The sequence below is a fragment of the Gardnerella sp. KA00255 genome, from assembly GCF_049244095.1.
Taxonomy (GTDB): domain Bacteria; phylum Actinomycetota; class Actinomycetes; order Actinomycetales; family Bifidobacteriaceae; genus Bifidobacterium; species Bifidobacterium vaginale_F.
Genome location: NZ_CP058374.1, coordinates 590999 through 615855, shown reverse-complemented (window position 1 = coordinate 615855; position 24857 = coordinate 590999). Strand labels below are relative to the sequence as shown.

28 protein-coding genes are annotated in these 24857 nt (G+C 39.7%); 27 read left to right on the top strand and 1 reads right to left on the bottom strand.

Going from position 1 to position 24857, the window contains the following annotated elements:
• Positions 1–94 precede the first annotated feature (94 nt).
• On the top strand, positions 95–2416 hold the full coding sequence (locus HXT51_RS02465) for a glycoside hydrolase domain-containing protein (protein WP_421776704.1): 2322 nt from the start codon (positions 95–97) through the stop codon (positions 2414–2416).
• A gap of 72 nt (positions 2417–2488) precedes the next feature.
• Here the strand turns inward: HXT51_RS02465 and HXT51_RS02460 are convergent, their stop codons facing one another.
• Complete coding sequence (locus HXT51_RS02460) at positions 2489–2887, bottom strand: hypothetical protein (protein WP_032842297.1); 399 nt, start codon at positions 2885–2887, stop codon at positions 2489–2491.
• A 73-nt stretch (positions 2888–2960) separates the two neighbouring features.
• On the opposite strand from HXT51_RS02460, the gene HXT51_RS02455 reads away from it, so the two are divergent.
• The 26 genes from HXT51_RS02455 to HXT51_RS02330 all read left to right on the top strand — a co-directional run bounded on the left by HXT51_RS02455 (position 2961) and on the right by HXT51_RS02330 (position 24748).
• The gene (locus HXT51_RS02455; RefSeq protein ID WP_020757788.1) at positions 2961–3320 is read left to right on the top strand and encodes an HNH endonuclease; all 360 of its coding nucleotides are present in this window, start codon (positions 2961–2963) and stop codon (positions 3318–3320) included.
• A gap of 159 nt (positions 3321–3479) precedes the next feature.
• Positions 3480–4031, top strand: coding sequence for a P27 family phage terminase small subunit (locus tag HXT51_RS02450; RefSeq protein WP_415696794.1), 552 nt, complete (start codon positions 3480–3482; stop codon positions 4029–4031).
• A gap of 11 nt (positions 4032–4042) precedes the next feature.
• Entirely contained in the window at positions 4043–4828 is a 786-nt protein-coding gene (locus HXT51_RS02445) for an S-adenosylmethionine synthetase N-terminal domain-containing protein (protein WP_421776703.1), read from the top strand.
• A gap of 14 nt (positions 4829–4842) precedes the next feature.
• A complete protein-coding gene (locus tag HXT51_RS02440) occupies positions 4843–6078 on the top strand; it encodes a site-specific DNA-methyltransferase (RefSeq protein WP_421776702.1) in 1236 nt (411 codons plus the stop codon).
• 98 nt (positions 6079–6176) lie between these two features.
• On the top strand, positions 6177–6827 hold the full coding sequence (locus HXT51_RS02435) for a hypothetical protein (protein WP_032819288.1): 651 nt from the start codon (positions 6177–6179) through the stop codon (positions 6825–6827).
• Entirely contained in the window at positions 6811–6975 is a 165-nt protein-coding gene (locus HXT51_RS02430; RefSeq protein ID WP_020757783.1) for a hypothetical protein, read from the top strand. The genes HXT51_RS02435 and HXT51_RS02430 overlap by 17 nt, the downstream gene beginning before the upstream one ends.
• A 163-nt stretch (positions 6976–7138) precedes the next feature.
• Positions 7139–7423 carry a hypothetical protein gene (locus HXT51_RS02425; protein ID WP_020757782.1) on the top strand — a complete coding sequence of 95 codons (285 nt, stop codon included), beginning with the start codon at positions 7139–7141 and terminating at the stop codon, positions 7421–7423.
• Positions 7424–7573: 150 nt separating this feature from the next.
• Positions 7574–7798, top strand: coding sequence for a DUF7678 domain-containing protein (locus tag HXT51_RS02420; protein ID WP_020757781.1), 225 nt, complete (start codon positions 7574–7576; stop codon positions 7796–7798).
• A 129-nt stretch (positions 7799–7927) separates the two neighbouring features.
• Positions 7928–9520, top strand: a complete 1593-nt coding sequence (locus tag HXT51_RS02415; protein ID WP_421776701.1) for a terminase large subunit — start codon at positions 7928–7930, stop codon at positions 9518–9520.
• Between the two features lie 11 nt (positions 9521–9531).
• The gene (locus HXT51_RS02410; protein ID WP_410294673.1) at positions 9532–10779 is read left to right on the top strand and encodes a phage portal protein; all 1248 of its coding nucleotides are present in this window, start codon (positions 9532–9534) and stop codon (positions 10777–10779) included.
• Positions 10780–11174: 395 nt separating this feature from the next.
• Complete coding sequence (locus HXT51_RS02405) at positions 11175–11609, top strand: DUF7689 domain-containing protein (RefSeq protein ID WP_421776700.1); 435 nt, start codon at positions 11175–11177, stop codon at positions 11607–11609.
• Between the two features lie 13 nt (positions 11610–11622).
• Entirely contained in the window at positions 11623–12390 is a 768-nt protein-coding gene (locus HXT51_RS02400) for a hypothetical protein (protein ID WP_421776699.1), read from the top strand.
• Between the two features lie 116 nt (positions 12391–12506).
• A complete protein-coding gene (locus HXT51_RS02395; protein ID WP_421776698.1) occupies positions 12507–13250 on the top strand; it encodes a head maturation protease, ClpP-related in 744 nt (247 codons plus the stop codon).
• A gap of 2 nt (positions 13251–13252) precedes the next feature.
• Positions 13253–14437, top strand: a complete 1185-nt coding sequence (locus HXT51_RS02390; protein ID WP_421776697.1) for a phage major capsid protein — start codon at positions 13253–13255, stop codon at positions 14435–14437.
• 30 nt (positions 14438–14467) lie between these two features.
• The gene (locus HXT51_RS02385) at positions 14468–14746 is read left to right on the top strand and encodes a head-tail connector protein (protein ID WP_174142805.1); all 279 of its coding nucleotides are present in this window, start codon (positions 14468–14470) and stop codon (positions 14744–14746) included.
• Positions 14747–15079 carry a phage head closure protein gene (locus HXT51_RS02380; RefSeq protein WP_421776696.1) on the top strand — a complete coding sequence of 111 codons (333 nt, stop codon included), beginning with the start codon at positions 14747–14749 and terminating at the stop codon, positions 15077–15079.
• Positions 15076–15456 carry an HK97 gp10 family phage protein gene (locus HXT51_RS02375; protein ID WP_285070214.1) on the top strand — a complete coding sequence of 127 codons (381 nt, stop codon included), beginning with the start codon at positions 15076–15078 and terminating at the stop codon, positions 15454–15456. Before HXT51_RS02380 ends, HXT51_RS02375 begins: the two co-directional genes overlap by 4 nt.
• Positions 15449–15787, top strand: coding sequence for a hypothetical protein (locus HXT51_RS02370; RefSeq protein ID WP_421776695.1), 339 nt, complete (start codon positions 15449–15451; stop codon positions 15785–15787). Before HXT51_RS02375 ends, HXT51_RS02370 begins: the two co-directional genes overlap by 8 nt.
• Positions 15771–16343, top strand: coding sequence for a major tail protein (locus HXT51_RS02365; protein WP_421776694.1), 573 nt, complete (start codon positions 15771–15773; stop codon positions 16341–16343). Before HXT51_RS02370 ends, HXT51_RS02365 begins: the two co-directional genes overlap by 17 nt.
• A 17-nt stretch (positions 16344–16360) precedes the next feature.
• On the top strand, positions 16361–16726 hold the full coding sequence (locus HXT51_RS02360) for a hypothetical protein (RefSeq protein ID WP_014554474.1): 366 nt from the start codon (positions 16361–16363) through the stop codon (positions 16724–16726).
• A 288-nt stretch (positions 16727–17014) separates the two neighbouring features.
• Positions 17015–17671 carry a hypothetical protein gene (locus HXT51_RS02355; RefSeq protein WP_032812428.1) on the top strand — a complete coding sequence of 219 codons (657 nt, stop codon included), beginning with the start codon at positions 17015–17017 and terminating at the stop codon, positions 17669–17671.
• 491 nt (positions 17672–18162) lie between these two features.
• A complete protein-coding gene (locus HXT51_RS02350) occupies positions 18163–20730 on the top strand; it encodes a phage tail tape measure protein (protein ID WP_421776693.1) in 2568 nt (855 codons plus the stop codon).
• Positions 20731–20741: 11 nt separating this feature from the next.
• Positions 20742–21395 (top strand): hypothetical protein, encoded by a 654-nt coding sequence (locus tag HXT51_RS02345; RefSeq protein WP_421776692.1) that lies wholly within the window; start codon positions 20742–20744, stop codon positions 21393–21395.
• 12 nt (positions 21396–21407) lie between these two features.
• Positions 21408–24215: a phage tail spike protein gene (locus HXT51_RS02340; protein ID WP_421776801.1), complete on the top strand. Its 2808-nt coding sequence runs from the start codon at positions 21408–21410 to the stop codon at positions 24213–24215.
• A gap of 45 nt (positions 24216–24260) precedes the next feature.
• Positions 24261–24425: a hypothetical protein gene (locus HXT51_RS02335; protein WP_019260890.1), complete on the top strand. Its 165-nt coding sequence runs from the start codon at positions 24261–24263 to the stop codon at positions 24423–24425.
• Positions 24425–24748 carry a toxin gene (locus tag HXT51_RS02330; protein ID WP_421776691.1) on the top strand — a complete coding sequence of 108 codons (324 nt, stop codon included), beginning with the start codon at positions 24425–24427 and terminating at the stop codon, positions 24746–24748. The genes HXT51_RS02335 and HXT51_RS02330 overlap by 1 nt, the downstream gene beginning before the upstream one ends.
• Positions 24749–24857 lie beyond the last annotated feature (109 nt).

The following is a 24857-nucleotide window of genomic DNA, read 5'->3' as shown; positions in this document are numbered from 1 at the left end:
ATATGGTATTATAAACTTAGCAAAAATTATAAATACTAAGCCTTGGAAGAGTAATCTTTCAGGGCTTTTTTCATGCCTAAAAGGAGGGCACAACATGGATCAGATGGTATTGCAAACACAGCAATGGTTAAACAAAACCTATGGTGATAAGCCTGGGTTTGGTTCAGTTATTACTGATGGGAATACTGGTTGGGATACAATTAATGGGCTTATTCGTGCTTTGCAGATTGAGCTTGGTATAACAGCAACAGCAAATAATTTTGGTGCTGGTACAACACGGAAATTTAACGAACGTTATCCGCACGGTGTTAAACAACAAGATGATAGTGATGAGTCGAAAAGTAATGTTTACTCTATTATTCAGGGTGCTTTATGGTGTAAGGGTTATTCGACAAGTAATAATATTACGCAACACTTTTATAGTGGAACGGGGCGTGCTGTTAAAGAGTTGAAGAATGATATGGGTATTGGTGGTGATTCTACAGTCACAATTGATGTAATGAAAGCTCTTCTTTCTATGCAACAGTTTGTTTTACTAAATCGTTACGGTGGTACTGGCGTTGTTAGAATTATTCAACAAACTGTTAATCGAACCTATAAGGATTATGCTGGTATCATTCCTTGTGACGGCTTGTATGGTCGAGAAATGAACACTGCACTTATTCAGATTTTACAGTCGTTAGAGGGTTATTCGCCTGATGATGCCACGGGCAATTTTGGACATGGTACACGACGTAATTTGAAAACTATTAGCAGGCAAAACGCTTCTTCCTATGGTAAGTGGGTGTGGTTAGCAAAAGCTGTACTTAATTGTATTAGATATGATTGTCTTCAAAATGAGAATTGGGATGATGATTTTGCTGAGCAACTCACCAAATTCCAGAAAGACTATAAGCTTCCAGTCAGCGGAGCACTTGATGTTAACACGTGGATGTCATTGTTAACTAGTAAAGGCAATCCAGACAGAAAAGCAAAAGCATGCGACACACGTTTTGAAATTACTTCGGAATTACTCAATACTCTTAAACGTGATGGATATGAAATTGTTGGACGTTATTTAACAGGTGGCTCGTTTAAAGAAATCCGTGAAGGTGAGCTGAAACGTATTGTTGACGGAGGCTTGAAATATTTCCCTATTTTCCAAGAAAATGGTCGTAACCTTAGCGACTTTACGTATCAAAAAGGTCTTGAACACGGTAAGAAAGCTAGTGAAGCAGCATTATCTAAAGGCGTACCAGCAACAGTAATCTATTTTGCGGTAGACATGGATATTTATGATTATCAGATTGATAGTAACATTATTCCTTATTTTAAAGGTATTAATGAAACTATTGATTCTCGTTACTCAGTGGGCATTTATGCGTCACGTAATGTGTGTACAAGGATATCTAATGTAGGGTTGTCTGTTTCTAGTTTCGTATCAGATATGTCTACTGGTTTTAGTGGCAATCTGGGATTCCCAATTCCTAAAAACTGGAACTATGATCAATTCCATGAAATCTCAGGATATGGCGGTAAATGGGACTTAGACAAAGTTGCTTACAATGGGAAAATACCAGCCTGTAATAGTGTGCTATCATCTCAGAAATATCAGCAAGACGAAACTCAATTTATTAAATGGGTGACTACAACAGAAAAAGAGTGTTTGAAAGCGTTTGAAGGTATTTTTAACCCATTGATTGCATATCGATTTGCGGTTGGCCAATATATTCTTGAATACCTGCGAAAACCAGAATATTGGGGTGACAAATACTTTGGATTGTGGAGGCTTTACACTCCAGAACCTAATATCGACAAAAACGATATGGAGTCTCGGTCTGTATGTCATGCTGTATGTTCAAAACAGCCTTCTATTAAGGACAAAGTATCAACTATAGATATTGCTCATATGGCTGCTACTGCCTTAGGCTATATTTGCTGGGGAATACCAGAAAATAAAGGTGATTACAGCTTAGGTGATTTAGGTGGATGGTCGTTAGATTTACTACAAATGTTTGGAAATTATAGGAGGGTTGCCAAAGATCAAGATTTATCGGAGTGGTTAAAGGAGCATTTGGGTAGCAAAACTGATGGACAAGGATTTGGTTACGATGACGTGGTTGCAGACGCAGATGCCTATCTCATTGTTTCTTCCATGAAGAAAGATAATAGTGATACAAGGTTTTCAAAATCTATATCACAGCTATATCAGCATAGTAAGCGTGAAAGAATCAAGATGTTTTATCAAGAACGATTTAATTCGTCTAAAGATAATGTCATTAGTGCCTTCAAGAAACTAGCTGATGGTATAGATTTTGGCCCGTTAAAAAATGTAAATAAAGACCTTTTGAAACAAGCTGCTAAAACTGATGTTTTGCCTACGGTGACGGAAGCCAAGATATTAGGTCAAATGTATGCGGAGTTTATGGCAAGCTAATTATCATATTTCTATAGGCAGAAGGAGTTCATAGCATTTTAATGCTGTGAACTCCTTCTTATTTTGAGTTACTTATTGCGGAGTATTAAAATCAACAACTAAAACTAGGAAGGAAAAGAAAGCAAATAATAAGGAGAAGGCAATTATGAGCAGTGTGAAAATGACTGCTACTACTTTTAATGAGATAAGTATGATCTTTATATATATTGGCTTGTTAGTTTGAGGCAGTTTCTTTGTTGATGTAGCGGTAACGATTTTAAGAACTAGTGATATGCCTAAAAGAAGATAGCCTATACAGCAAATGGATAGCGTTAGCGTATTGGATAGGTTAATTTGCTCTGTAGTTGTAGGCTTATGGACTGAGTATATGGGAAGAAAATGCGTAATGTTTCTTTCTTCTAAAATCACTAAAAGTAATGAGAAAACGCCTAATGCCCAAAGGATATTTGCTACGGTTTTACATTTTTTCATAACAACTACCTGTAAACTATTTTATTTTAACAATTGTATCACAAGTGTAAGCTTCCCGAAGGGAGGATGAGTCTTGCCAAGAAAACCTAAAAGACCGTGTTCTTATCAAGGCTGTCCGAACCTAACTGACGGCAGGTTTTGTGAGAAACACTTAAAACAAGAGAACAGGCGCTACGAAAAATACGAGCGTCCTTATGATGCTCACAAGCGTTACGGCAGAGCATGGCAGAAAGTCAGGGACTCTTATGTGAAAGAGCATCCTTTCTGTGAGCTTTGCTTTAAGAATCGTGTGCTTGTGCCTGTTGAGCAGGTTCATCATATTAAACCGATTGCTGAAGGCGGAACGCATGAGAGGAATAATCTTATTTCTCTATGCAAATCCTGTCACTCTAAAATTCACGCTAAGCGTGGAGATCGCTGGCATAACAAATAACCCACCCCCTAGGGGGGTTTAAATCTCTACGAGCCTACCCCATGGGGAACGGGCGCAGGGTATTTTGCGTAAAAACAGCGAATTCAAAAGGGTAATAGGCAAAATCAGACACAAAAATTTTTTAATAGTTAAAACTCACGTGGGAAGGAGGCGAAAAGTTTGCCTACAAAATCAAATAATATCGGCGGTCGTGGCGGCAGACGCGTGGGTGCCGGGCGTAAAAAGAAAGCGGTTGTTGAAAAAGCGAGTGAAGGAAACCCTGGTGGCAGGCCTTTAAGCGTGCTTGATATTCCGGAGCTTGAAGGTGCTGAAATGCCTGTTCCTCACGAGTTTTTATCCGCCACGCAAAAAGACGGTACTCAGCTTCAGGCTAAAGAAATTTTCGCTGAAACATGGAAGTGGCTAAAAGACATTGGTGTTAGCAGTAAAGTCCCGTCTCCTCTTATTGAACGGTATGCGATGAGCTGTGCTCGTTGGATTCAATGCGAGGAAGTAACCAGTAAACTCGGGTTTCTTTCCAAGCATCCAACCACGGGTAAACCGATACCATCGCCTTTTATCAACATTGGTATTAACTACATGAATCAGGCGGTCAGGCTTTGGAATGAGATTTTCCAAATTGTGAAAGAAAACTGTTCGACTGAGTTTGATGGCGTTTCACCTCAAAACGATTTAATGGAACGCCTGCTTATTACACGTAAAAACATTTAGGAGAAAAAATTATGATAGAAAAAGTAAATCCAAGTCACCCGGACAAGATTGCGGATCGTATTGCTGGAGCAATTGTTGATCTGGCTTACAAGCTGGATGAGAATCCAAAGATCGCTGTTGAAGTGATGCTCGGGCATGGTAAGTGTGCCGTGTGTATTGAAAGCACGGTGATGTTTAAGTTTAAGGATATTAAAAATATTATCCACCGTTTAAGCCCTGGGAAAGTAAAGATTGATATTACGGTCGTGCCACAGGATAAGCATTTAAGCCGAAACCAGGATGGTATGGTTCGCTGTGGCGATAACGGGATTTTTAAAGGCGTACCACTAACAGGCGAGCAGAAGAAACTTTCTACTATTGCTCGAAAGGTTTATGAAAAGTATCCGTATGACGGCAAGTATGTTCTTGATGGTGAAAAGCTTATCATCTGCCAGTCTCACGCTAAACGAGAAGACTTATTGAAAGAGTATCCGAATGCGTTTGTTAATCCTTTAGGCGACTGGACGGGTGGTATCAGCGTGGATACGGGAGCGGTTAATCGAAAACTCGGGTCAGATATGGATGATGCTGTTACGGGCGGCGGTCTTCATGGTAAGGATCTTACGAAAGCTGATGTGTCGGTTAATATTTACGCGTTTTTGAAAGCGCAGGAGACCGGTCGGGTGGTTGAGTTTTCTTGTGCTATCGGGGATGAAATGGTTGATGGTAAACCGTATGCGCAGATTGTGAAAATTGCGAAAGATTATATTGACTCGGTGGGTGGTTTTGAAAAGCTGGCTTGCTGGGGTCTTTTCTAACGGGAGGAAAGCTTATGGAAAAAGAAATGCAGTATTATTTGGCTGACGTAAGTGAGCTTATCCCGTATGTGAGAAACGCTCGCACTCACTCTGAGGCGCAAGTATCTCAGATAGCGGCAAGTATTCGCGAGTTTGGTTTTCTATCCCCGATTCTAGTGGCGGAGGATAATACGATTCTCGCGGGGCACGGCAGGCTTGCCGCGGCGCAAAAATTGGGTCTTAAAAAAGTTCCGTGTGTGAAAGAAAACCATTTAACTGAAACACAAAAGCGTGCTTATATTATTGCGGATAATAAGCTTTCACTTAACGCAGGCTGGGACAGTGAGCTTTTAGCTGTTGAGTTGTCGGAGCTTGAAGGCGCGGATTTTAACCTTGATCTTCTCGGGTTTGACGAGGCGGAGCTTTCCAGTATTTTTGATGCTGATAAAGACGTAAGTGATGATGATTTTGATGTTGAAAAAGAATTGGAAGAACCGTGTTTTTCTAAAACAGGTGACATGTGGACGCTTGGTAAGCATCGTGTTATTTGCGGTGATGCTACTAAGTTAGAAACATTTAAGACGCTTCTTGAGGATACTAAAGTGAATCTGGTGGTTACTGATCCGCCTTATAACGTGAACTATGAGGGTTCTGCTGGGAAAATTAAAAACGATAATATGGAGGATGATAAGTTTTACCAGTTTCTTTTCAACTCGTTCGTGAACATGGAGCAGGCGATGGCAGATGATGCATCTATCTACGTGTTTCATGCTGACACGGAGGGTTTGAATTTTAGAAAAGCATTCCAGGACGCGGGGTTTTATCTTTCAGGTTGTTGTATTTGGAAGAAACCGTCGCTGGTGTTGGGTAGAAGCCCTTACCAGTGGCAGCATGAACCGTGTTTGTATGGGTGGAAGAAAAAAGGTAAACACAAGTGGTATGCGGGTAGGAAAGAAACTTCAGTTTGGGAGTTTGAAAAGTCTAAGAAAAACGCTGATCATCCAACCATGAAACCAATAGCTCTTTTAGCGTATCCGATTAAAAACTCGAGTATGACGAACTCGCTTGTGTTAGATCCGTTTGCTGGAAGTGGTAGCACGCTTATAGCCTGCGAGCAGACTGGTAGAATCTGCTACGCTATCGAGCTTGACGAGAAATATTGTGACGTGATTGTGAAACGTTATATTGAGCAGGTTGGAAATGATAAGAGTGTGAAAGTTTTAAGAGGCGGTAAAGAATACTCGTTTACTGAAGTATGTGCTAACGAGTAAGACTCGTATTTTATATGAAAAATAGTTTGCAAACGCTTGCTATAAGCCTTCTTTAGAGTGATTTATATATGTACCCGAAAAAATCTAAAGGAGGCAAAATGGAATTAAAATACGGGTTAAAAGGAAAAGATAGGCAGCCGCTTATTAAAGCTATAGAGGATTCTACGGGAGTAAAGGCTGTTTACTTAAAAACTCCGAGTATGTCTTACAAGATAGGTGTTTTCAACATTAGTAAAGATGGTACGGTCACGTGTAGTAGTGAAGAGAACTTAGATGATTTGAAAAACATGTTAGACGTTGACTATGGTATAAGTCTTCCAGTCTGCGCGTGTGATGGTACGCAATGTTTTAGTGTTGAGTTTCCTAAAGATAAGGCTGATGTGGTAAAGCTTAGGAAAATTCTTGATAATAAGGGTGATCTTATTAAAAAAGCGTTAGGAGTGAACAGTCTTAATATTAAGGAAGAAGATGATAAGCTTATTTTTCCTTGGTTTGAGCAGGCTAACCAACCAGGCTTGGCATCCTATGCGAAGTTTATAAACAGTCTTTGTAAAATGAGCGTGGAAATTAAACGCGTAAATAATAGTAAGCGTGAGACGGTTAACGATAAGTATGCTTTCAGATGTTTTCTTCTTAGACTCGGGTTTATAGGAGACGAGTTTAAACAAGACAGGAAAATTATGCTTTCCCGTTTAGAAGGGTCCTGTGCTTTTAGAAACGGGGGTGAGCGTAATGCTGTATTCGAGTGAAGACCAGGCGTACGTGTTGAGTGAAGACTGTACTACAGGTTCTTTGGTTGAAGAAATTTTCGCGATTTTAGAGCAAGAGAACGAGGTTTTTGTAAAAGCATGTTTGACTGTGGTAGATGATTTTTGGGTGATGATTATTTCCGCATGATTTTAGAAACGTTTAACGGTTTTTAAGAGTAAAAAAATTAGCGAAAACTGGTGGGGGAAAAACGTGTAAATACCCGGTGTTTCTTGGCTTAAAAGCTTGCTATTGCGCGCTTTTAGAGTGATATATAGTATCAGCAAAAACACGTGCGCAAAGGAGAAAACCTGTGAAAAAAGAAATTTTACAAAACCTCGCAAACGAAGTTAAAACATGCAGACGCTACACATTAAACGCAGTCAAAAAAGCTGAAGAAGGGAAAATTAGTTCGGCTATCAGCATGCTCGACATTGCGCAAACAGCAAAAACCTGCGCCAGTAAAGCTCACGAGGAGCTTTGGAAGGTAAGCGGAGGAAAACTAAACGATACGGAGTTTGAACTGTTTGCGGATGCTGAAACCTTGGACAAGGATATTCAAAAAGCGTATCAAGCGATTCAACAAGAAAGAAGCTAAAAGAAAGGGGGGATAGTCAGCCATAGGGTTGGAAGGCTGGAGAAAAATCGTGGAATTATCCGCGATTTTTTCTCGTTTATGGCTTGCTATTATGTGCTTTTAGAGTGATATATAGTATCAGCAAAAAACACAGAAAAAGGAGAAAAAATCATGTGGGAACAAGATACGCTTAGAGTTGAAGATCAGGTTGTAAGCTACAGTATGAAGGTTTTTGAAGAGCCAAGCGAATATGGGATTAACCAGGGGCGAATTTCCAAGCTTACTTTGAAAAACAATAACAAGGTTATCGCAAACTACGATAGAGGCTGGGACATGATGCCAACAAGCAAGCTTGCAAATGAGGCTTTAGAAATGATCCTTGACACAAGAAACTAAAGAGTAAAAACTTTAAGTTTAGTTAAAAGTAGCAGGGCTTAAGGCCCTGTTTCTCGTTAAGAAAAACTAAGAAATGATGTGGGCGCTGTAAGCGTCTTTTTTTATGCCTAAAGAAAGGAGGAGCTTAAGTTGCAAGCATACGAGGTTACTAAGTTTAAAAAAGAAGATTCAACGTATAGTAAGGAGCTTGCGGATTATGCTGTAAGTTTTATCGAATGTTTAACACACACGAAAGGAACGTGGGCTGGTAAGCCTTTTAAGCTCCTAGCCTGGCAGGAGCAGATTATCAGGGACTTGTTTGGCGTGGTGAAACCGAATGGTTACCGTCAGTTTAATACCGCGTATATTGAGATACCTAAGAAAATGGGTAAAAGTGAGCTTGCTGCTGCAGTAGCCTTGCTTTTATGCTGTGGGGATAATGAGGAGCGTGCCGAGGTTTATGGTTGTGCGGCGGACCGTCAGCAGGCAACGATCGTGTTTGATGTGGCGGCGGACATGGTTAGAATGTGTCCGGCTCTTAATCGTAGGGTTAAAATTTTAGCTTCGCAAAAACGTATTATTTTCCTACCAACTAACAGTTTCTACCAAGTGTTGTCGGCTGAAGCGTACTCTAAACACGGGTTTAACATTCACGGTGTCGTGTTTGATGAGCTTCACACGCAGCCAAACCGTAAACTTTTTGACGTGATGACTAAAGGCTCCGGGGACGCTCGCATGCAGCCACTATATTTTCTGATTACCACAGCCGGTACGGATACGCATTCTATCTGCTATGAGACGCATCAGAAAGCAGTGGATATTCTCGAGGGTAGGAAAATTGATCCAACTTTTTACCCAGTGATTTATGGTGCAAAAGATTCGGATGATTGGACGGATCCTAAGGTGTGGAAGAAAGCTAATCCTTCTCTTGGGGTGACGGTTCAAATGGAGAAAGTTAAGGCTGCTTTCGAGTCAGCCCGGCAAAATCCTGGTGAAGAGAATGCTTTCCGTCAGCTTCGTCTTAACCAGTGGGTGAAACAGTCTATTCGTTGGATGCCGATGGAAAAGTGGGATGCTTGCGGTTTTCAGGTGAATGAGGAAGAACTAGAGGGCAGGGTCTGCTACGGGGGTCTTGACCTTTCAAGCACCACTGATCTTACGGCTTTTTCGCTTGTGTTTCCGCCTTTAGATGAGTCGGATAAGTTTCGTATCCTACCTTATTTTTGGGTGCCTGAAGAAACCTTGAGTTTGCGCGTGAAACGAGATCATGTGCCGTATGACGTGTGGGAAAAACAAGGGTTTATTAAGACCACGGAAGGAAACGTTGTTCACTATGGGTTTATTGAAAAATTCATCGAAACTTTAGGTGAACGTTTCAATATTCGTGAGATTGCTTTCGACCGTTGGGGCGCAGTGCAAATGGTGCAAAACCTTGAAAACATGGGGTTTACCGTGGTTCCGTTCGGACAGGGATTCAAGGATATGAGTCCGCCTACCAAGGAGCTTATGAAGCTTACACTCGAGCAGAAAATCGCACACGCAGGGAATCCGGTGCTTCGCTGGAACATGGATAACATTTTCATCCGCACAGATCCGGCAGGAAACATTAAGGCAGATAAGGAAAAATCAACCGAGAAAATCGACGGTGCTATAGCCACCATCATGGCACTTGACCGTGCTATCAGATGCGGTAACGCGAACACTCAAAGCGTGTATGACGCTCGAGGAATCCTATTCATGTAATAAGGAGGGTCATGAGTATTTTTAGTAAGATTTTTAAGAGCAGAGATAAGCCGGAGAATCGTTTTAACTTGAATGCTCAAAGGTTTATTAGTGGCATGTCTTCTTCTGGTAAGAGGGTGAATGAGCGTTCGGCGATGCAGATGACGGCGGTTTACTCGTGTGTGCGTATCCTGTCTGAGGCGGTGGCGAGTCTGCCGCTTCACGTGTATGAGCGGACGAGTACGGGTACGGCTAAAGCTGTTAAACATCCTTTGTATAAGGTGCTTCATGATGAGCCGAATCTTGAGATGACAAGCTTCGTGTTTAGAGAAACATTGATGACGCATCTATTGTTATGGGGTAATGCTTACGCGCAGATTATTCGAAACGGTAAAGGCGAGGTTTTAGGCTTATACCCTTTAATGCCTGATCGTATGAGAGTTGACCGGGATGAGAGTGGCCAAATTTTTTACGAGTATACGTTAAATGATAGTGATGTTTTAGCGGGTAAAGAAACGAGTGTGAAACTTAAGCCTTTTGACGTGCTTCATATTCCCGGTCTTGGTTTTGACGGGCTTGTTGGCTATTCGCCTATTGCGATGGCGAAAAACGCTATCGGTATGGCGATAGCTACGGAAGAGTATGGTGCATCGTTTTTCGCTAACGGTGCTACACCAAGCGGAATCTTGGAATACCCCGGTACAGTGAAAGATCCGTCTGGTATGAGGGATAGTTGGAATAAGGGGTTCTCGGGTTCTAACTCGCATAAGATAGCGATTTTAGAGGAAGGCATGAAGTATACGCCTATTTCTATTTCGCCTAACGAAGCACAGTTTCTTGAAACTCGTAAGTTTCAGATTAACGAGATTGCTCGTATTTTTAGAGTCCCACCACACATGGTTGGTGATTTAGAAAAGTCGAGTTTTTCTAATATTGAGCAGCAGTCGTTGGAGTTTGTGAAATACACGCTTGATCCTTGGGTGGCGCGTTTTGAACAGTCTATTACGAGGCGGCTTTTTACTGATAAGGAGAAAGAAACTTATTATGTGAAGTTTAACGTGGATGGTCTTCTTCGAGGAGACTATCAGAGTCGTATGAATGGTTATGCTACCGCTCGTCAAAACGGTTGGATGAGCGCGAACGATATTAGACAGTTAGAAAACTTGGATAAGATTCCCGCCTGTGAGGGTGGTGACTTGTATTTGATTAACGGTAACATGCTCCCGCTTAACCGTGCTGGAGCGTTCACTGTAATTGGTAGAAATAAGTTAGGTGATTAAGATGAATTTGTGTCTTGATAATATTAATATAACATGTTATATTAATATTATTATAGTATAACTGTTTAGACAGTGGATGAATCATTTAGGCAACGAAGACATAACGAATTATCTTAACGTTAAGCGAAAAATAGAATTTAATCTCTATGGATACTTAGCTAAGATAATATCCTACACTATGAGAGTATACAACAAATTAATAATAGCAGAAAGGATGGAATAATTTATGTGACATTATAAAAAAATCATAAAATGTACAAGAATAGTGATCATTCGAGATAAAAGCTGATTAATCTCAATCTTAGTTAAAGATGTTGTTTTTAAGTAGGTGCTTACAAATGATTAGAAAAAGAAAGATGTTATCAGCAATAACCACTTATGTAATGGTTGTTGGAATGTTGTTTTTCACATCCAATTCTGTTGCTTATGCGTATACTTTATCTCAACCAAAATCGTTTTATGATAGTATTTCATGGACATGGTTTTATAGCGATAAGGCTACGCCAGCATATAATTGTCTAGGATTTGCAACTGGTAGTATGACGTACGAATGGCCTAGTGACTTTGGTGATGATGCTGCTACTAAAGCGCAATTGGATAATTATCTGGCAAAGAAAGGTTATAGACCTTATAAATATGATCCATTTATTCTAGCGTATGGTCATTCTCCTGATAAAATTGTTCATTTTGCAAAAGTTACTGGTCTTAAGTGGTGCCGTGCTAAATGGGGACAATTGGAGCTGTTTAACCATGGTAGTCATGATCCTTATTACCCTAATTCTGTTTATGGTTCTTTGCAACACAAATACACTGCGAATATAGAATTCTAGGAGGCGTAATACTATGTCTAAGAAAAAAATGTATATTTCGCTAGGAACTTTACTTTTATTGGTTCTATTTGTATCTTCTGGAATTTTTATTATTGGAAATAATCAAGCATCAAAGAATAGTGGGAATATAGCTCATAAATTGATGCCTGTAAATGTGGCTTATGCTGAAAAGTTAGATGATATAAAGGGAGCCATGAATAAGTTGAGGGTGGAAATAGAAACTGAGACGAAGACTAATCCACAAGTGGCTATGCAGGCACATCCAGGAAAGTTTATTAGGAATTCTAAAAACTATCAAAGAATATTGAAACTGGGACTGAAGGCAATTAAACCTCTTTACGATGCTATTTATGATAGTAGAGATGCTGGATGCTATGAATATATTCTAGCTATGGCTATTGAAGACATAACTGGTGAAAAGTTTGTTTACAATTCTGACTATGGTTGGAAAAATTCGTTAGAGTTTAGGATGGCTTATGACGAAAAAGTAAACAATACAAGGTTTAATGTTGAAAGAATCAGTAATAATGAAACTTTGAATGATCATGACCGAACTCAGAAATTTAAGGAATTAGGGATTTTTGCAGTTTCTGATTTAATTAAAGAGTATAGGAAAAGCGATTCCAAAGTTTCTAAACCATCGATATTAGAAGCTGTTAAGGGAATTACTAGTAAGTATAAAGAACTTGCAATAACGGAAAGAACTCCAACTGAGAGTATTCTAGATGAAACACAATTATTTGATTCTCTAGTTTCCTTAAATGGAAGAGCATACAAGTAAGGTGGATTATCTAACTGTAAAGCTAGTTCTTTAGGTATTATATGAGTGTTATACGAACATGAAGCGACCAAGAAAATCTTGGTCGCTTCTTTATATAAGAGAGGAGGAAAAAGGTAATGAGGAAGTTTTGGCAGTGGAAAAACCAAAAGGAAAACAATGAGACTAATGAGAATAATGAGATTTTTGAGAGGACACTGTTTCTTAACGGTACGATTGCTGAAGAATCATGGTTTGATGATGATATTACACCACAACTTTTTAAAGACGAGTTAAACGCTGGTAGTGGGAATATTACCGTGTGGATTAACTCGCCTGGTGGGGATTGTGTGGCTGCGGCACAAATCTATAACATGCTCATGGATTACAAGGGTTGTGTGACGGTCAAGATTGATGGGATTGCGGCGTCGGCGGCATCGGTTATTGCGATGGCTGGCACAAAGGTTTATATGAGCCCGGTGTCAATGCTTATGATTCATAATCCTATGACTGTTGCTTTTGGCAACAGAGGCGAAATGGAAAAAGCAATATCAATGCTTGATGAGGTCAAAGAGTCCATTATTAACGCTTACGAGATTAAAACAGGGCTTAACCGTGTGAAACTGTCGCATTTAATGGATTCGGAAACGTGGATGGATGCTAACAAGGCGGTAGAACTCGGGTTTGCGGACGGTGTTTTAACTAGAGGTGAAACCGCTGATATTGGCATACCACAGGTTTCAACATTGTATTCGAAATTAAGCGTGCAAAACACGTTATTGGAAAAAATATGTAAAGCCTGCCGGATAAGCGGTAAGGAAACAAACAATATTAGTGCAGACGATCTTATGGATCGTCTTTTTTTAATCAAAAATTGGAGGTAAATATGATGAACAGTATTTCAAACATGGTTGAGAAACGTAATAAGGCTTGGCAGGGTGCGAAAGCTTTCCTTGAGTCTAAACGTGACAAGGACGGGCTTATTTCAGAAGAAGACGCGAAAACCTATGATGAGATGGAAGCGAAAGTGAAAGCTTACAGTATGGAAATTGATCGTTTAGAGCAGATGGAAAAAATGGATAAGGAGCTTTCAAAACCAACATCCGAGGCGATTGTTGCAAAACCTATGAAAACAGGTGTGAACTCTGAAAAGCAAGGTCGTGCGCGTGACGAGTATAAGCAGGCAATGCTTACAGCTCTTAGAAGTAATTTTAAACGAGTCGATAACGTGTTGCAGGAAGGCGTGGACGCTGACGGCGGGTATCTTGTGCCGGAAGAGTATGATAATCGTCTGATTGAAACGTTGAAAGAAGAAAACATTATTCGCTCTCTTGCTACCACGATTACTACTAGTGGAGAGCATAAGATTAATGTTGCGATGAGTGATCCTGCGGCGGCTTGGATTGAAGAAGGCGCAAGCCTTAACTTTGGGGATTCCAAGTTTGCTCAAATCCTGCTTGACGCTCATAAGCTTCACGTTGCGGTAAAAGTTACTGAAGAACTCTTGTATGATAATGCGTTTAACCTCGAGAATCATCTTCTCACATCCTTCGGCATGGCTTTGGCTAACGCTGAGGAAGACGCTTTTCTTAACGGGGATGGCGCGGGAAAACCGACTGGTATTTTCAACAAGAAAGACGGCGGCACGTTCCTTAAAGAAACAGCCGGTATTAAAACTGATGATCTGATTGATCTTATTCACGCTTTGAGGCGACCATACCGTAAAAACGCGAGTTTTATTATGAACGATAAAACAGTCGCGAGCATACGAAAACTTAAAGACAATAATGGCGCGTACGTTTGGCAGCCTTCATACCAGGATGATGAGCCGAACAGGATTCTCGGATACCCGGTATACACGTCTGCTTACGCGCCTGAAAACATGGTGGCTTTTGGCGACTACTCGTACTACAACATTGGTGACCGTGGTTCACGCTCGTTTAAAGAGCTTACTGAGCTTTTCGCTGGAAACGGCATGATAGGTTTTGTTGCTAAAGAGCGTGTAGACGGAAAACTCGTGCTTAAAGAAGCAGTACAGATTCTGCCTGTTAAAACAAGCGTAGCAGCTTAAAAGACGGCTAAAAGTTAAGGAGGGGTGTTGATGATAGTTACAGTTGAGGAAGCAAAAAACTATCTTAGGGTGGATAGTAGAGAAGATGATGAGCTTATCAACACCCTTATTCGTTCTGCTGAAAAACTCTGCCAGGGAGTGGCTCGTAAAAACGATAGGAGTTTGATTAGTGAAAACTTTGACGAGTATCGGCTCGCAGTCTTATACGCTACAGGCTACTTGTATGAGCATCGGGAAGAAGCAGACCATCACGCGCTAACTCTCACTTTACGTTCGATGCTTTTTACTGTTAGAAAAACGGGGTTTTAAATGAGAATAAGTTTATTAAACGAGCGTATTGTGCTGCTTAAAAACAGTGTTGAAGTTGATGAGGTTGGTAATCATAAGGTTAAGTGGAGTAAATATTACGAGTGTTACGCCACGGTGAGTGCTGAAAGTCCCATAGAAGAGACTTCGGCGGGAAACGTGTGGGATGAGTCAAAAATAGATTTTACTATCCGCTATTCGAAAGAAACAGCCGTAGTCTCATCGCTTGGTTACAGGATTATTTTCCGTGATACGGTTTATGAGATTTTAGGTATTGACCACATGAATTACAGGAAGAAAAGCCTGAAACTTCACTGTAAGAGGTGTAAAAAGTGAGCAAAGTAAGTATTGGCAGCCTCTCTAAAGAAGTTATTAGAGAGCTTAAAACTTACGCGAAAGTTACAACCGGGAAAGTAAAAGAAGCAGTAAAAAACGCTGGTAAAACAGCAAAAGAAGAAATTAACATGACAGCTCCTAAACGAACTGGAGCGTATGCGAAAAGTTGGGCTGTTAAAACATTAAGCGAAACAGGCAGCAGGCTAGTTCTCGTAGTGCATTCTAGAAACAAGTATCAGCTTACACACTTGTTAGAGTACGGTCATGCTAAACGAGGCGGCGGACGCGTGGAAGCAAGAGCACACATTAAGCTTGCGGAAGAAAAAGCGGTTAAAAGCTTCGAAGAAAAAATAAGGGAGGCAATAGAACATGACTAGACTTTTAAGCATTATGCGAGAAATAGGTTTTCCTTTTGCTTACCATCATTTTGCTGAGGGAGAATCACCTAATCCGCCTTTTCTTCTGTTTTTAACGCCTGCGAGCAGTAATTTTGCGGCAGATGGGAAAACGTATTTTAAAGCAAACGAAGTTCATGTTGAACTATACGCGGACTATAAGAACCCCGTACTGGAAGAACAAGTTGAGGCCGTGCTTGATAGGCACGGCATTTTTTATAACAAAACAGAAGCGTTCATAGAGTCGGAACAGCTTTATGAAACACTCTACATTTTTGAAATGGAGGTAACAATAAATGGGAAACAAGGTTAAATACAATCTGAAAAACGTGTATGCGGCAAAACTTAAAAAAGATTCGAGTGGTTTCTCCTACGATGAGCCTAAGCCGATTCCGGGGGCGGTGAGTATAAGCCTTGAGGCTGAGGGTGAATCTTCACCGTTTTACGCTGACGGGATTGTTTACTTCAGGTCGACTGCTAACAACGGTTACAGTGGCGACTTGGAAATTGCTCTTATACCTGAATGGTTTAGAACGGAAATATTAAAAGAAAAACTTGATAAAAACGGTGTGCTGGTTGAAAACGCGAAGATTAGTGAGACAGAAAAATTCGCGCTCCTGTTTGAGTTTGATGGTGACGTGAACGCGATCAGACACGTTTTATATAACTGTTCAGCAACACGACCGTCTATTGAGTCAGAAACTAAGGAAGACACTATAGAACCGGGTACGGAAACTTTGTCGCTTACGGCTGATCCTAGAGAAGATGGTTTGGTGAAATCCCGTAGCGGTGACACTACTTCAAAAGAAACCTATGAGAAATGGTATAAGAGCGTGTACGTTCCGCAAGTTAACACGGAAATCAAATAAGTTTTAAAGGGGTAAAAGTGTTAGAAAAAACAGTAAAAGTAAATGGTAAAGACGTGAAGTTTCGTTCTTCCGCCACTATTCCAAGATTGTATCGTATTAAATTCAAGCGTGATATTTTCAAAGACCTGTCAAAATTAGAGCAGTCGTTTAAAATCAACGAGGGTGTTTTTGAAATAGCAGATCTTGAAATTTTTGAAAACGTGGCTTATATCATGGCTTATCACGCGGATAATAGTATTCCAGCGAGTATTGATGAGTGGCTTGACGAGTTTGAAATGTTTTCTATCTACGAGATTCTTCCTGAAATTCTAGAACTTTGGGGAGCAAACTTGGAAACTGAAGTAAAATCTAAAAAAAATTTAAAGCAACAACACGGCAAATGACAACCGCGTTGTTTCTTCTTAGATGCACAGAAATCGGGATTAGTATTTGCGAACTGGATCTTTTAACCATCGGCATGGTTTTAGACATGTGGACGGAGAAAGCAAACGATAGTGTGAAATACGATAAGCTCGCAAGCCAAGCAGAGTTTGATAAGTTCTAATTTAAAGACTTGAGTATTTTTGGTATGATAATGATAAATATAGTAATAAGCACAAAAAATGGGAAAATATATTTACATTAATATCAGATTGATGTAAAATGAAAAGATTTACGAAAGGAGTATGAATATGATTTATTCAAATGAAAGAAAACTATATTTAAGTGGTTGGCTAAAGAATAATGACAATACATCATATGAGACCCCTTTAAAGTTGCAAAAATTTTTGCTGTTTTATGAAGCCTTTACGAAAGTATCTGGAGAAACACCTGATTTTAGTCATTTAAGAGGGTATAAAAAAGGTCCGGTATTTAGTAATGTTTGGGGAGATTATACTAAGGAAAGAGCAAGCTTTAATGTGGCGGCTCAGAATGCGTATGATAAAAATGTTGAAGCTATTAATGTTAAAAGGGCTGAAAAATGCGCTTTTATAGTTGGTACTATGACGGAAAAGGAATTATCTGATCTTACACATCAGATGAATCTTTGGAAATCAAAAGAAAATCGCATTGTGTCTGGTGAGTATCAAGTAGATTTAGATGAATCGGACTTCAATTATAATGATAAAAAACTGATCGATGCATTAGATGCAATGTATTCAACAAATATGGTAGAAAACTCAAAAATTATAAATTTAGATAAAAAATACTTTGTATTTTCAAAATCTGATTCGGAATTACTTACGGAGAAACATTTCGATATGATGCTTACTCTTGCGGAAAATGAAGAACTCCATAATCCAGTATTCGTCGATATTGACGAAGAAGGGAGGCTTCTGATTGATTAACGAAAAAGATGTTGTGAGGATGAAAGTGCCTTATCCGTCTATATCGGATGGGATGGCTGTGGCTTCACATATGTATATTTGTAATAAACATTCGGGTACAGTGTATGAGTATATTAAATGTCAAACACTAAAACCTTATATGCTTATTAGAAACCCAATGGTTCATTATCATGATGAGCAGCCAGATATATCTAGGAATCCATTTACGCGACCAACTAGAATAGATTGTGATAAGTTATTTCTAACAACTACAGTACATTATGATGATCGATTAAAAACATTAAATCGTCCAGATGTATGTGAGGATTTATTTAGATCTGTACGAGTAGAATTATTGAAAGACGGCTATACGAACATAAATATAAATGAAATAGAACTAAAGAACTTGAATAGATTGATTTACTGATAAATTAATCATGGAAGATTATTTCTAGCGCTTACTAAATAGTAGGTGCTTTTTTCATGCCTATTTTTAGGAAGGAGGTGATGTTATGGCAAACAGGATTAAAGGTATTACTGTTGAAATTGGTGGGGATACTACAGGCTTAGATAAGTCTTTACAACAGGTGAATTCGACTATTCGCTCAACCGAACAGTCGCTTCGTGATGTTAATAGGCTTTTGAAACTTGATCCGACAAGCACGCAGCTTTTAAGCCAAAAGCAGGCTTTTTTGCAGAAAGAAATCCAAGAAACGTCTAATAAGCTTAACGTTTTGAAACAGGCGGATAAGCAGGCTAAAGTACAGTTGGAAAACGGGGAGCTTGGTAAAGACAAGTATGATGCTTTGCAGCGTGAGATTGTTGAGACAGAAAATAATCTTGATAGTTTAAAAGAAAAATTAAAACAGGTAGGTAGTGTTAGTTTAACCAAGCTTAGTAGCCAGTTTGATAGTACGAGTAAAAAGATAAAGAAACTAGGAGATGGTATGTCATCTCTTGGTCAAAGTTTAAGCACGAAAGTTACGCTGCCGATTGCTGCTATTGGTGCTGCTGGTTTTACTGCTGCAGCAGACTTACAGGATGCTATGGGGGCTACAGAGCAGATTTACGGTAAGTCTGCTAACAAGATGCTTAAATGGTCAGGAAGTTTGAAATCCTATTATGGTATTGCTCAAGGTCAAGCTTTAGAGTATGCGAATACTATGGGCGCGATGTTGAAAAATATTGGTGGGAAAAGTGATGCTGAAGCAGCCGAGATGAGTCAGAAGCTGGTTGCTCTTGCAGGCGACTTGTCTGCTATGTTTGGTGGAACAACCGAGTCTGCTGTTCTTGCTTTAACAGGCGCGCTTAAAGGTAATAATGCGATGCTTGACAATTATGGTATGGGTGTTAACGAGGCGACTATTAAAGCTAAAGCTCTTGCCATGGGTTTGCATGATGGTAGAGGCGCGATGAGCTTGCAAGCGAAACAGGCTGCTACTTTGGCTCTTATTATGGAGCAGACTGCTGACGCTCAAGGGCAGGCTGGGCGTGAAGCTGCGGGCGCTTCGGGTTCTATGAAGATTCTAAAAACAGAGTTGCAGAATATTGCTGCGACTATTGGTAATGTTTTACTTCCCGTCATAACACCATTAATGCAGAAAATATCAGCATGGCTTTCTAAATTTAAACAGCTTTCTCCAGAAAGCCAAAAACTTATAGTGACACTTGGGCTGATTGCTGCGGCAGTCGGCCCTTTTTTAGTGGTTCTTGGAACGTGTATTTCTAAAATAGGTGTTGCTATACAAGGGTTTTCTAAACTAGCTTTGTTTATAGGTAAAATGTTCGCAAGTTTTACTTCCTGCTCTAGCATTCTTGAAGGGTTAGGCGCTGTTTTAGGTGGAGTATCCGCGCCAATACTCGCGGTTGTTGCGGTTATTGGTGTTCTGGTAGCAGCTTTTGTAACCTTATGGAATACTAACGAAGAGTTTAGAAACAGTGTTATTGCTGTTTGGGAGAAAATTAAGGAAACTTTCACCGGTTTTGTTAATGGTGTTAAAGAAAAACTGTCAAGCCTTGGTATTGATTTTACGAGTATTGTTGAAGGGCTTAAAACAGTGTGGAATGGTTTGTGTGCTATTCTAGCTCCACTGTTTGAAGGCGCTTTAAATTTAAGTTTTACTAGTTTCAAAACCGTTCTTGATTTAATCACAGGCGTTTTAGACGTTTTTATAGGATTGTTTACCGGTAACTGGTCTCAGCTTTGGAATGGCGTAAAAGAAATTTTTACTGCTGTTTGGAACGCGGTTAAAAACACGTTCATAACAGTATTTAACACGTTAAAAAACGTTTTTAACGTGTTTTTGTCTTTCTTTGGCACTAGTTGGAACAAACTGTGGTCGAGTGTGAAAAACTTTTTCATGAATGTTTGGAATAGTATCGTATCGTTTTTCACTAACGTTTTAAACGGTATTAAAAACACTGCAACAAGTGTTTGGAATGGTATTAAAACTGCGATCATGAGCGTGGTAAACGGTATTAAAACAAGCATTTCAACAGTGTTTAATTCAGTAGCAAACATGGTTAAGTCTGTGTTTAACGGTATTAAAAACACGGTTGTGTCAGTTTGGAATGGTATTAAAAACGCTATCATCACTCCGATTGAAGCGGCGAAAAACAAGGTTAAAGCAGTAATCGACGCTATAACAGGGTTTTTCTCTGGCATAAAACTTAGTCTTCCTCATATTAAACTGCCGCATTTTAGTATTAAAGGACAATTCTCTCTTACGCCACCGTCTGTACCGTATCTTGCTATCGACTGGTATAAGAAAGCAATGAACAAGCCAATGCTGTTAAACGGGGCGACTATTTTCGGTGAGAAAAACGGGCGTATGCTTGGCGGCGGAGAGAAAGGTCCGGAAGTGATTATGGGGCTTGATACTTTGCAGAATATGAGCGCGGGAGCGAACACGCAAATGCTTAGTGTTATGAACCAGATTCTAGCGATTATGGACGCGTATTTCCCACAGTTTTCCAACCAGAGTATTGTGCTCGACACTGGCGAACTAGTGGGTGGTATTGCTAGCAGGATGGACAGTGAGCTTTTTAAGCTTCAAACAAGAAAAGCAAGGGGGTGGTAAAAGTGTATGGGATGCTAATAAACGGGTTGCATAGTTTTAACGATCTAGGGCTGGTTGCTACAAGCCGTCCGCTCGTTCAACTTCCAGAACCTAAATTAGAGTATTTGCAAATACCAGGCAGGCAGGAAAGTATTGATATTAGTGAAAGTCTTGCCGGTGAAGTGTTATACGAGATGCGTGAAGGCTGTTTTGAATTCATTGTTGCAAACAAAAACAAGTGGAGTGAAACATGCCATAGGGTTAAAACGTTAATCCACGGCAAGAGTGTGAAACTGTCTCTTGATGATGAACCATTGTTCTACTATCAGGGTCGAATGTGGGTTAGTGATTTTAAATCGGATAAAAACTATTCAACTCTCACACTCAACTATAAGCTGCAACCATATAAGTATAGTGTAGATGATTCGGATGGTGTTCACACAATATGGGGTGTGCAAGTAGATGATAAGCGGGAAATAACACTCGTTCACGATTTTGACATGACACTGATTCCAGAATTTAACAACCTGTCATCTAACAGTATGCTACTGGATTCTAATGGTAAAAAGTATGAGATTAAAACAGGTGTTAACCGTTTCCCACAGCTTCGTTCAAAAATAAGCATGCGCTTAACATTCGTTGGAAACGGGATGGTAAATATTTCCTATAAAAGGGGGTGGTTGTGAGTGTACAGGATCATGCTTGACGGTAATACGATTTACTATCCGAATGATGACAAAGCGGTACTTGATGATATCACGTTAAATTTGGAACTTAACACTGCGGGAACGTTAACGTTTACTTGCCCTAGTCAAAACCCTTGCTATGAGCTTATTAAAAACCGGAAATCAATAGTAAGCGTGTGGCGTGACGATGAGGAGATTTTCTTCGGCGAGGTTAGAGAACAAGTAAAAGACTTGTATGGTAGTAAGAAAGTAACTTGCGTAGGGTTGTTAACTTACTTAGCGGATAGTATTCAACCTCAGAAAGAATATCATGATCAGAGTTCCTACCAGCTTTTAGAAAAACTTTTACAAGCTCATAACAGTCAGGTAGATGATTATAAGAAAATAAGAATTGGTTTCGTAACCGTATCTGACTCGAATGATTCACTATACAGGTTTACTAATTTTGAAACCACGCTTGAAGCGATCATGGGAAAAATGGTTGAAAAACTTGGCGGATATTTGCGTCTTAGGAAAGAAGACGGGAAACTTTACTTAGACTACCTACGTTTAGAAGAAATAGGTAAAGCTACAAGCCAGCATATTAGTTTCGGCTTGAACCTGCTTGAATACGCGGAAAACCTTTCAGCAGAGGATGTTACTACAGCGGTTATTCCTCTCGGCAAAGAGTTGGAAAACGAGAATGGTGAAAACGAGGTTCTTAAAAAGCATGTTGATATTACTTCAATAAACAATGGGAAAAACTATATAGTATCTCGTGAAGCGCAAAAAACATTCGGCTGGGTTTGTAAAGTTATTAATTTTAATAATGTGACAGTCCCAACTAATCTTATGCGTAAAGCTACTAAATGGTTACAGGATAACCAGTTTGAGCATGTAGAAATAAGCCTTAGCGCGGTTGACTTATCCGAGTTAGGTTTATATTATGCGACGATTAAGTGTGGGGATAGGGTTCGTTGCCTCGCTCCACAATTTGGCATGGACCGAGTGTTTCCTGTAGTAAAACAGACTATACCGATTCAAAAACCAGGCGAAGTTAGAATCGTGCTTGCGAGCAGGATTTCTAAAGGGTATGTGCAAAACTTGTCGCATGCTGTTCAAACGTTAAAAGAAGAAACGGTTGAAGCTAGAAAAATTGATAACGAGCGTGTTAAAGCTGCGATAGATAATATTAAAGCGCAAATGGGTAATTCTCAAAGCGGCTATAAGATAAGCGAATACGATAGTAAAGGCATGTGGGTTCGTGACCTTTACATGGATACGCCTGATAAAAACACTGCTACGAAAGTTTTACAGGTTAACATGAATGGTATTGCTGGAAGCCATAACGGTTTTTCAGGGCCTTACAGTACTGCGATGACTCTTGACGGCATGGTGTATGGTGACAGGATTATCGGGCATTCGATTGACGCGGAAAAACTTTCAGTTTCTTACACTTCCCAGGTAGAAAAGCAGATTAGTAAAGCAAAAAACGAGGCTATAAAAGACACTGGTAGGAGGCTTGAAAACTATTACACGATAAGTGAAATCAACACGAAACTGAATGTTACAGACGGTAAGATTGAGGCTGGTGTTGAAAGCGTTAACCATAGTCTTAAACAGAAAAACGGTAACTATTACGGTTCGTATACTCCAAGCCATTTTAACGCTCCTATGAGCTTGTGGCTGACGGATAGTGAAAAAATGCAGCATGTTGGTGATTTTTTCTACGACACGTCAACCGGATACGCTTACAGGCTTATTGTTAAGCAGGAAAGTTTAGCCGTAAAATTTAATGAGAAGTCGCATACGGAATCAGCTTTTGACGATTTTGTAGACATTTTTTACAAGCATGAGGATAAAATTTACGCTATACCGGGTTTAACTGGTGAAAAAATTTCTGGCGCAACAGTGTTTGTTCCATCAAGTGAGTTTTGGCTACATTTTAGAACTAACTGGTCTCCGTTTGACAATTATGGTTTTAAGATTGATAGCATTAAAAAAGAGTATTCAGGAGAAATTTCAGGATACGTGTCTAAACTGCCTGAAGATATTAACATTATTGAGGTTGAAGGTGAAAATTATCCTGAGTCTGAACACCCGTATAAAGCTGGGACAAGCAAACTGTGGCATTACGTTTCCGCTGACAGTATAAGTAGTTTTAGAACGTTCGCTTGGCTGAGAGTTAAAGATAAAGACATTGAGGCTGCTAAATTCACGGCTGATAAGGCTATTTCTAAACTAACCATAGTAGAAGATTCCATATCTTCAATGGTTAAAAAAGGTGATTTTGGTAGTTTCATGCAGCAAAACTATAACAGTTTCCTTCTCGGGTTTAACCATTCGAGTAAATACGTGCAAATAACACCCGGGCAGATAGAACTTTACGATGGTGAAGTTGATGAGGATCATAAAAGAGCTGTTTTTGATAAAAATGGGAACAACTTCTACCGTAACGGCGTGTATATTGGCTATGTTGGAACCGGCGAGTGGGAAGAAGATAATTCTCACAAGGGTCTAGTTTTTCATCTTACTAGCGACGGAAAGTATATGGCTTTCGCGCAGCGTAAATCAGCTGATGAAGAAACATACGCTACTATGCTGTGTTTTTCACGTTCGCAAAGCATTTATAAAGAGTATGGTATTCACGCTGGATGCAACTTTTACATGCATGGTAACAAGATTATAGATCCTGTTTGGCAAGACGGTGCAGGAGTAGACGCGGATATTAACTATGTGCAGATTATTGAAATGAACCAGGATGGGAAAGCTTCAAAATGGGGTTCTAATGCTCACATGGTGTTTAAAAACGGGATACTCATGAAAGTTAAATACTATTAAAAAGCGCGGGTGGAAGCGTTAAGTGAAAGTAGAGGAGAATTTGTTATGGAGAAACTAATTATTCACACAAACAAAATAGTGGCTAATAAAGGCACGCGCTTAAAAGACGTGACAGAAAGTATTACGACACCTGTAGTTGATAATACGAAAATTTTATGCGAAATCAGCCACAAGCTGGATATTATTCTAAAAAAGATTGGAGGAGAGTAGTGGTGAAACCGACGATTAGCTACGCGGTAGCTGTGCAAAAATATAAGGCTGAGTTAAACGAAAAAATAGTCGAGTTGAATAAGCAAATACCAATACCTACTTACATGATAGAAGGCATTGTTGCAAGCGTATTATCTGATATGCGTTCGGCAGTGATTGCGGAAAACTCGATGGAATATGAAGTGTATGTGAAACAGTTAGAAGACTATTTTAATTCTAGAGAACGCGAACTTAACGACGAGATTTTGAAAATAAAAGCCGAAAAAACTGAAAAAACTGAAACGGCTGGGAAAGGTGAAGATGCTGAAGAATGTGTTAAGTAGCAGTCATGTGTTGAAAAAATAATATCAGTTGAAATACTGAAATGCTGAAATGCTGAAATGCTAGGGCAGGTGTGGGTTAAACCATGCCTGCCATTTTTTATTACTTTTA

Excerpts from the sequence above, each read along its gene's own strand:
- HXT51_RS02410 (WP_410294673.1), top strand. The coding sequence starts at position 9,532 with ATGAGTATTTTTAGTAAGATTTTTAAGAGCAGAGATAAGCCGGAGAAT.
- HXT51_RS02440 (WP_421776702.1), top strand. The coding sequence starts at position 4,843 with ATGGAAAAAGAAATGCAGTATTATTTGGCTGACGTAAGTGAGCTTATC.
- HXT51_RS02345 (WP_421776692.1), top strand. The coding sequence starts at position 20,742 with ATGCTAATAAACGGGTTGCATAGTTTTAACGATCTAGGGCTGGTTGCT.
- HXT51_RS02390 (WP_421776697.1), top strand. The coding sequence starts at position 13,253 with ATGATGAACAGTATTTCAAACATGGTTGAGAAACGTAATAAGGCTTGG.
- HXT51_RS02355 (WP_032812428.1), top strand. The coding sequence starts at position 17,015 with ATGATTTATTCAAATGAAAGAAAACTATATTTAAGTGGTTGGCTAAAG.
- HXT51_RS02430 (WP_020757783.1), top strand. The coding sequence starts at position 6,811 with ATGCTGTATTCGAGTGAAGACCAGGCGTACGTGTTGAGTGAAGACTGT.
- HXT51_RS02420 (WP_020757781.1), top strand. The coding sequence starts at position 7,574 with ATGTGGGAACAAGATACGCTTAGAGTTGAAGATCAGGTTGTAAGCTAC.
- HXT51_RS02435 (WP_032819288.1), top strand. The coding sequence starts at position 6,177 with ATGGAATTAAAATACGGGTTAAAAGGAAAAGATAGGCAGCCGCTTATT.
- HXT51_RS02445 (WP_421776703.1), top strand. The coding sequence starts at position 4,043 with ATGATAGAAAAAGTAAATCCAAGTCACCCGGACAAGATTGCGGATCGT.
- HXT51_RS02335 (WP_019260890.1), top strand. The coding sequence starts at position 24,261 with ATGGAGAAACTAATTATTCACACAAACAAAATAGTGGCTAATAAAGGC.
- HXT51_RS02405 (WP_421776700.1), top strand. The coding sequence starts at position 11,175 with ATGTTGTTTTTCACATCCAATTCTGTTGCTTATGCGTATACTTTATCT.
- HXT51_RS02465 (WP_421776704.1), top strand. The coding sequence starts at position 95 with ATGGATCAGATGGTATTGCAAACACAGCAATGGTTAAACAAAACCTAT.
- HXT51_RS02370 (WP_421776695.1), top strand. The coding sequence starts at position 15,449 with ATGACTAGACTTTTAAGCATTATGCGAGAAATAGGTTTTCCTTTTGCT.
- HXT51_RS02340 (WP_421776801.1), top strand. The coding sequence starts at position 21,408 with ATGCTTGACGGTAATACGATTTACTATCCGAATGATGACAAAGCGGTA.
- HXT51_RS02460 (WP_032842297.1), bottom strand. The coding sequence starts at position 2,887 with ATGAAAAAATGTAAAACCGTAGCAAATATCCTTTGGGCATTAGGCGTT.
- HXT51_RS02380 (WP_421776696.1), top strand. The coding sequence starts at position 14,747 with ATGAGAATAAGTTTATTAAACGAGCGTATTGTGCTGCTTAAAAACAGT.
- HXT51_RS02400 (WP_421776699.1), top strand. The coding sequence starts at position 11,623 with ATGTCTAAGAAAAAAATGTATATTTCGCTAGGAACTTTACTTTTATTG.
- HXT51_RS02365 (WP_421776694.1), top strand. The coding sequence starts at position 15,771 with ATGGGAAACAAGGTTAAATACAATCTGAAAAACGTGTATGCGGCAAAA.
- HXT51_RS02395 (WP_421776698.1), top strand. The coding sequence starts at position 12,507 with ATGAGGAAGTTTTGGCAGTGGAAAAACCAAAAGGAAAACAATGAGACT.
- HXT51_RS02350 (WP_421776693.1), top strand. The coding sequence starts at position 18,163 with ATGGCAAACAGGATTAAAGGTATTACTGTTGAAATTGGTGGGGATACT.
- HXT51_RS02385 (WP_174142805.1), top strand. The coding sequence starts at position 14,468 with ATGATAGTTACAGTTGAGGAAGCAAAAAACTATCTTAGGGTGGATAGT.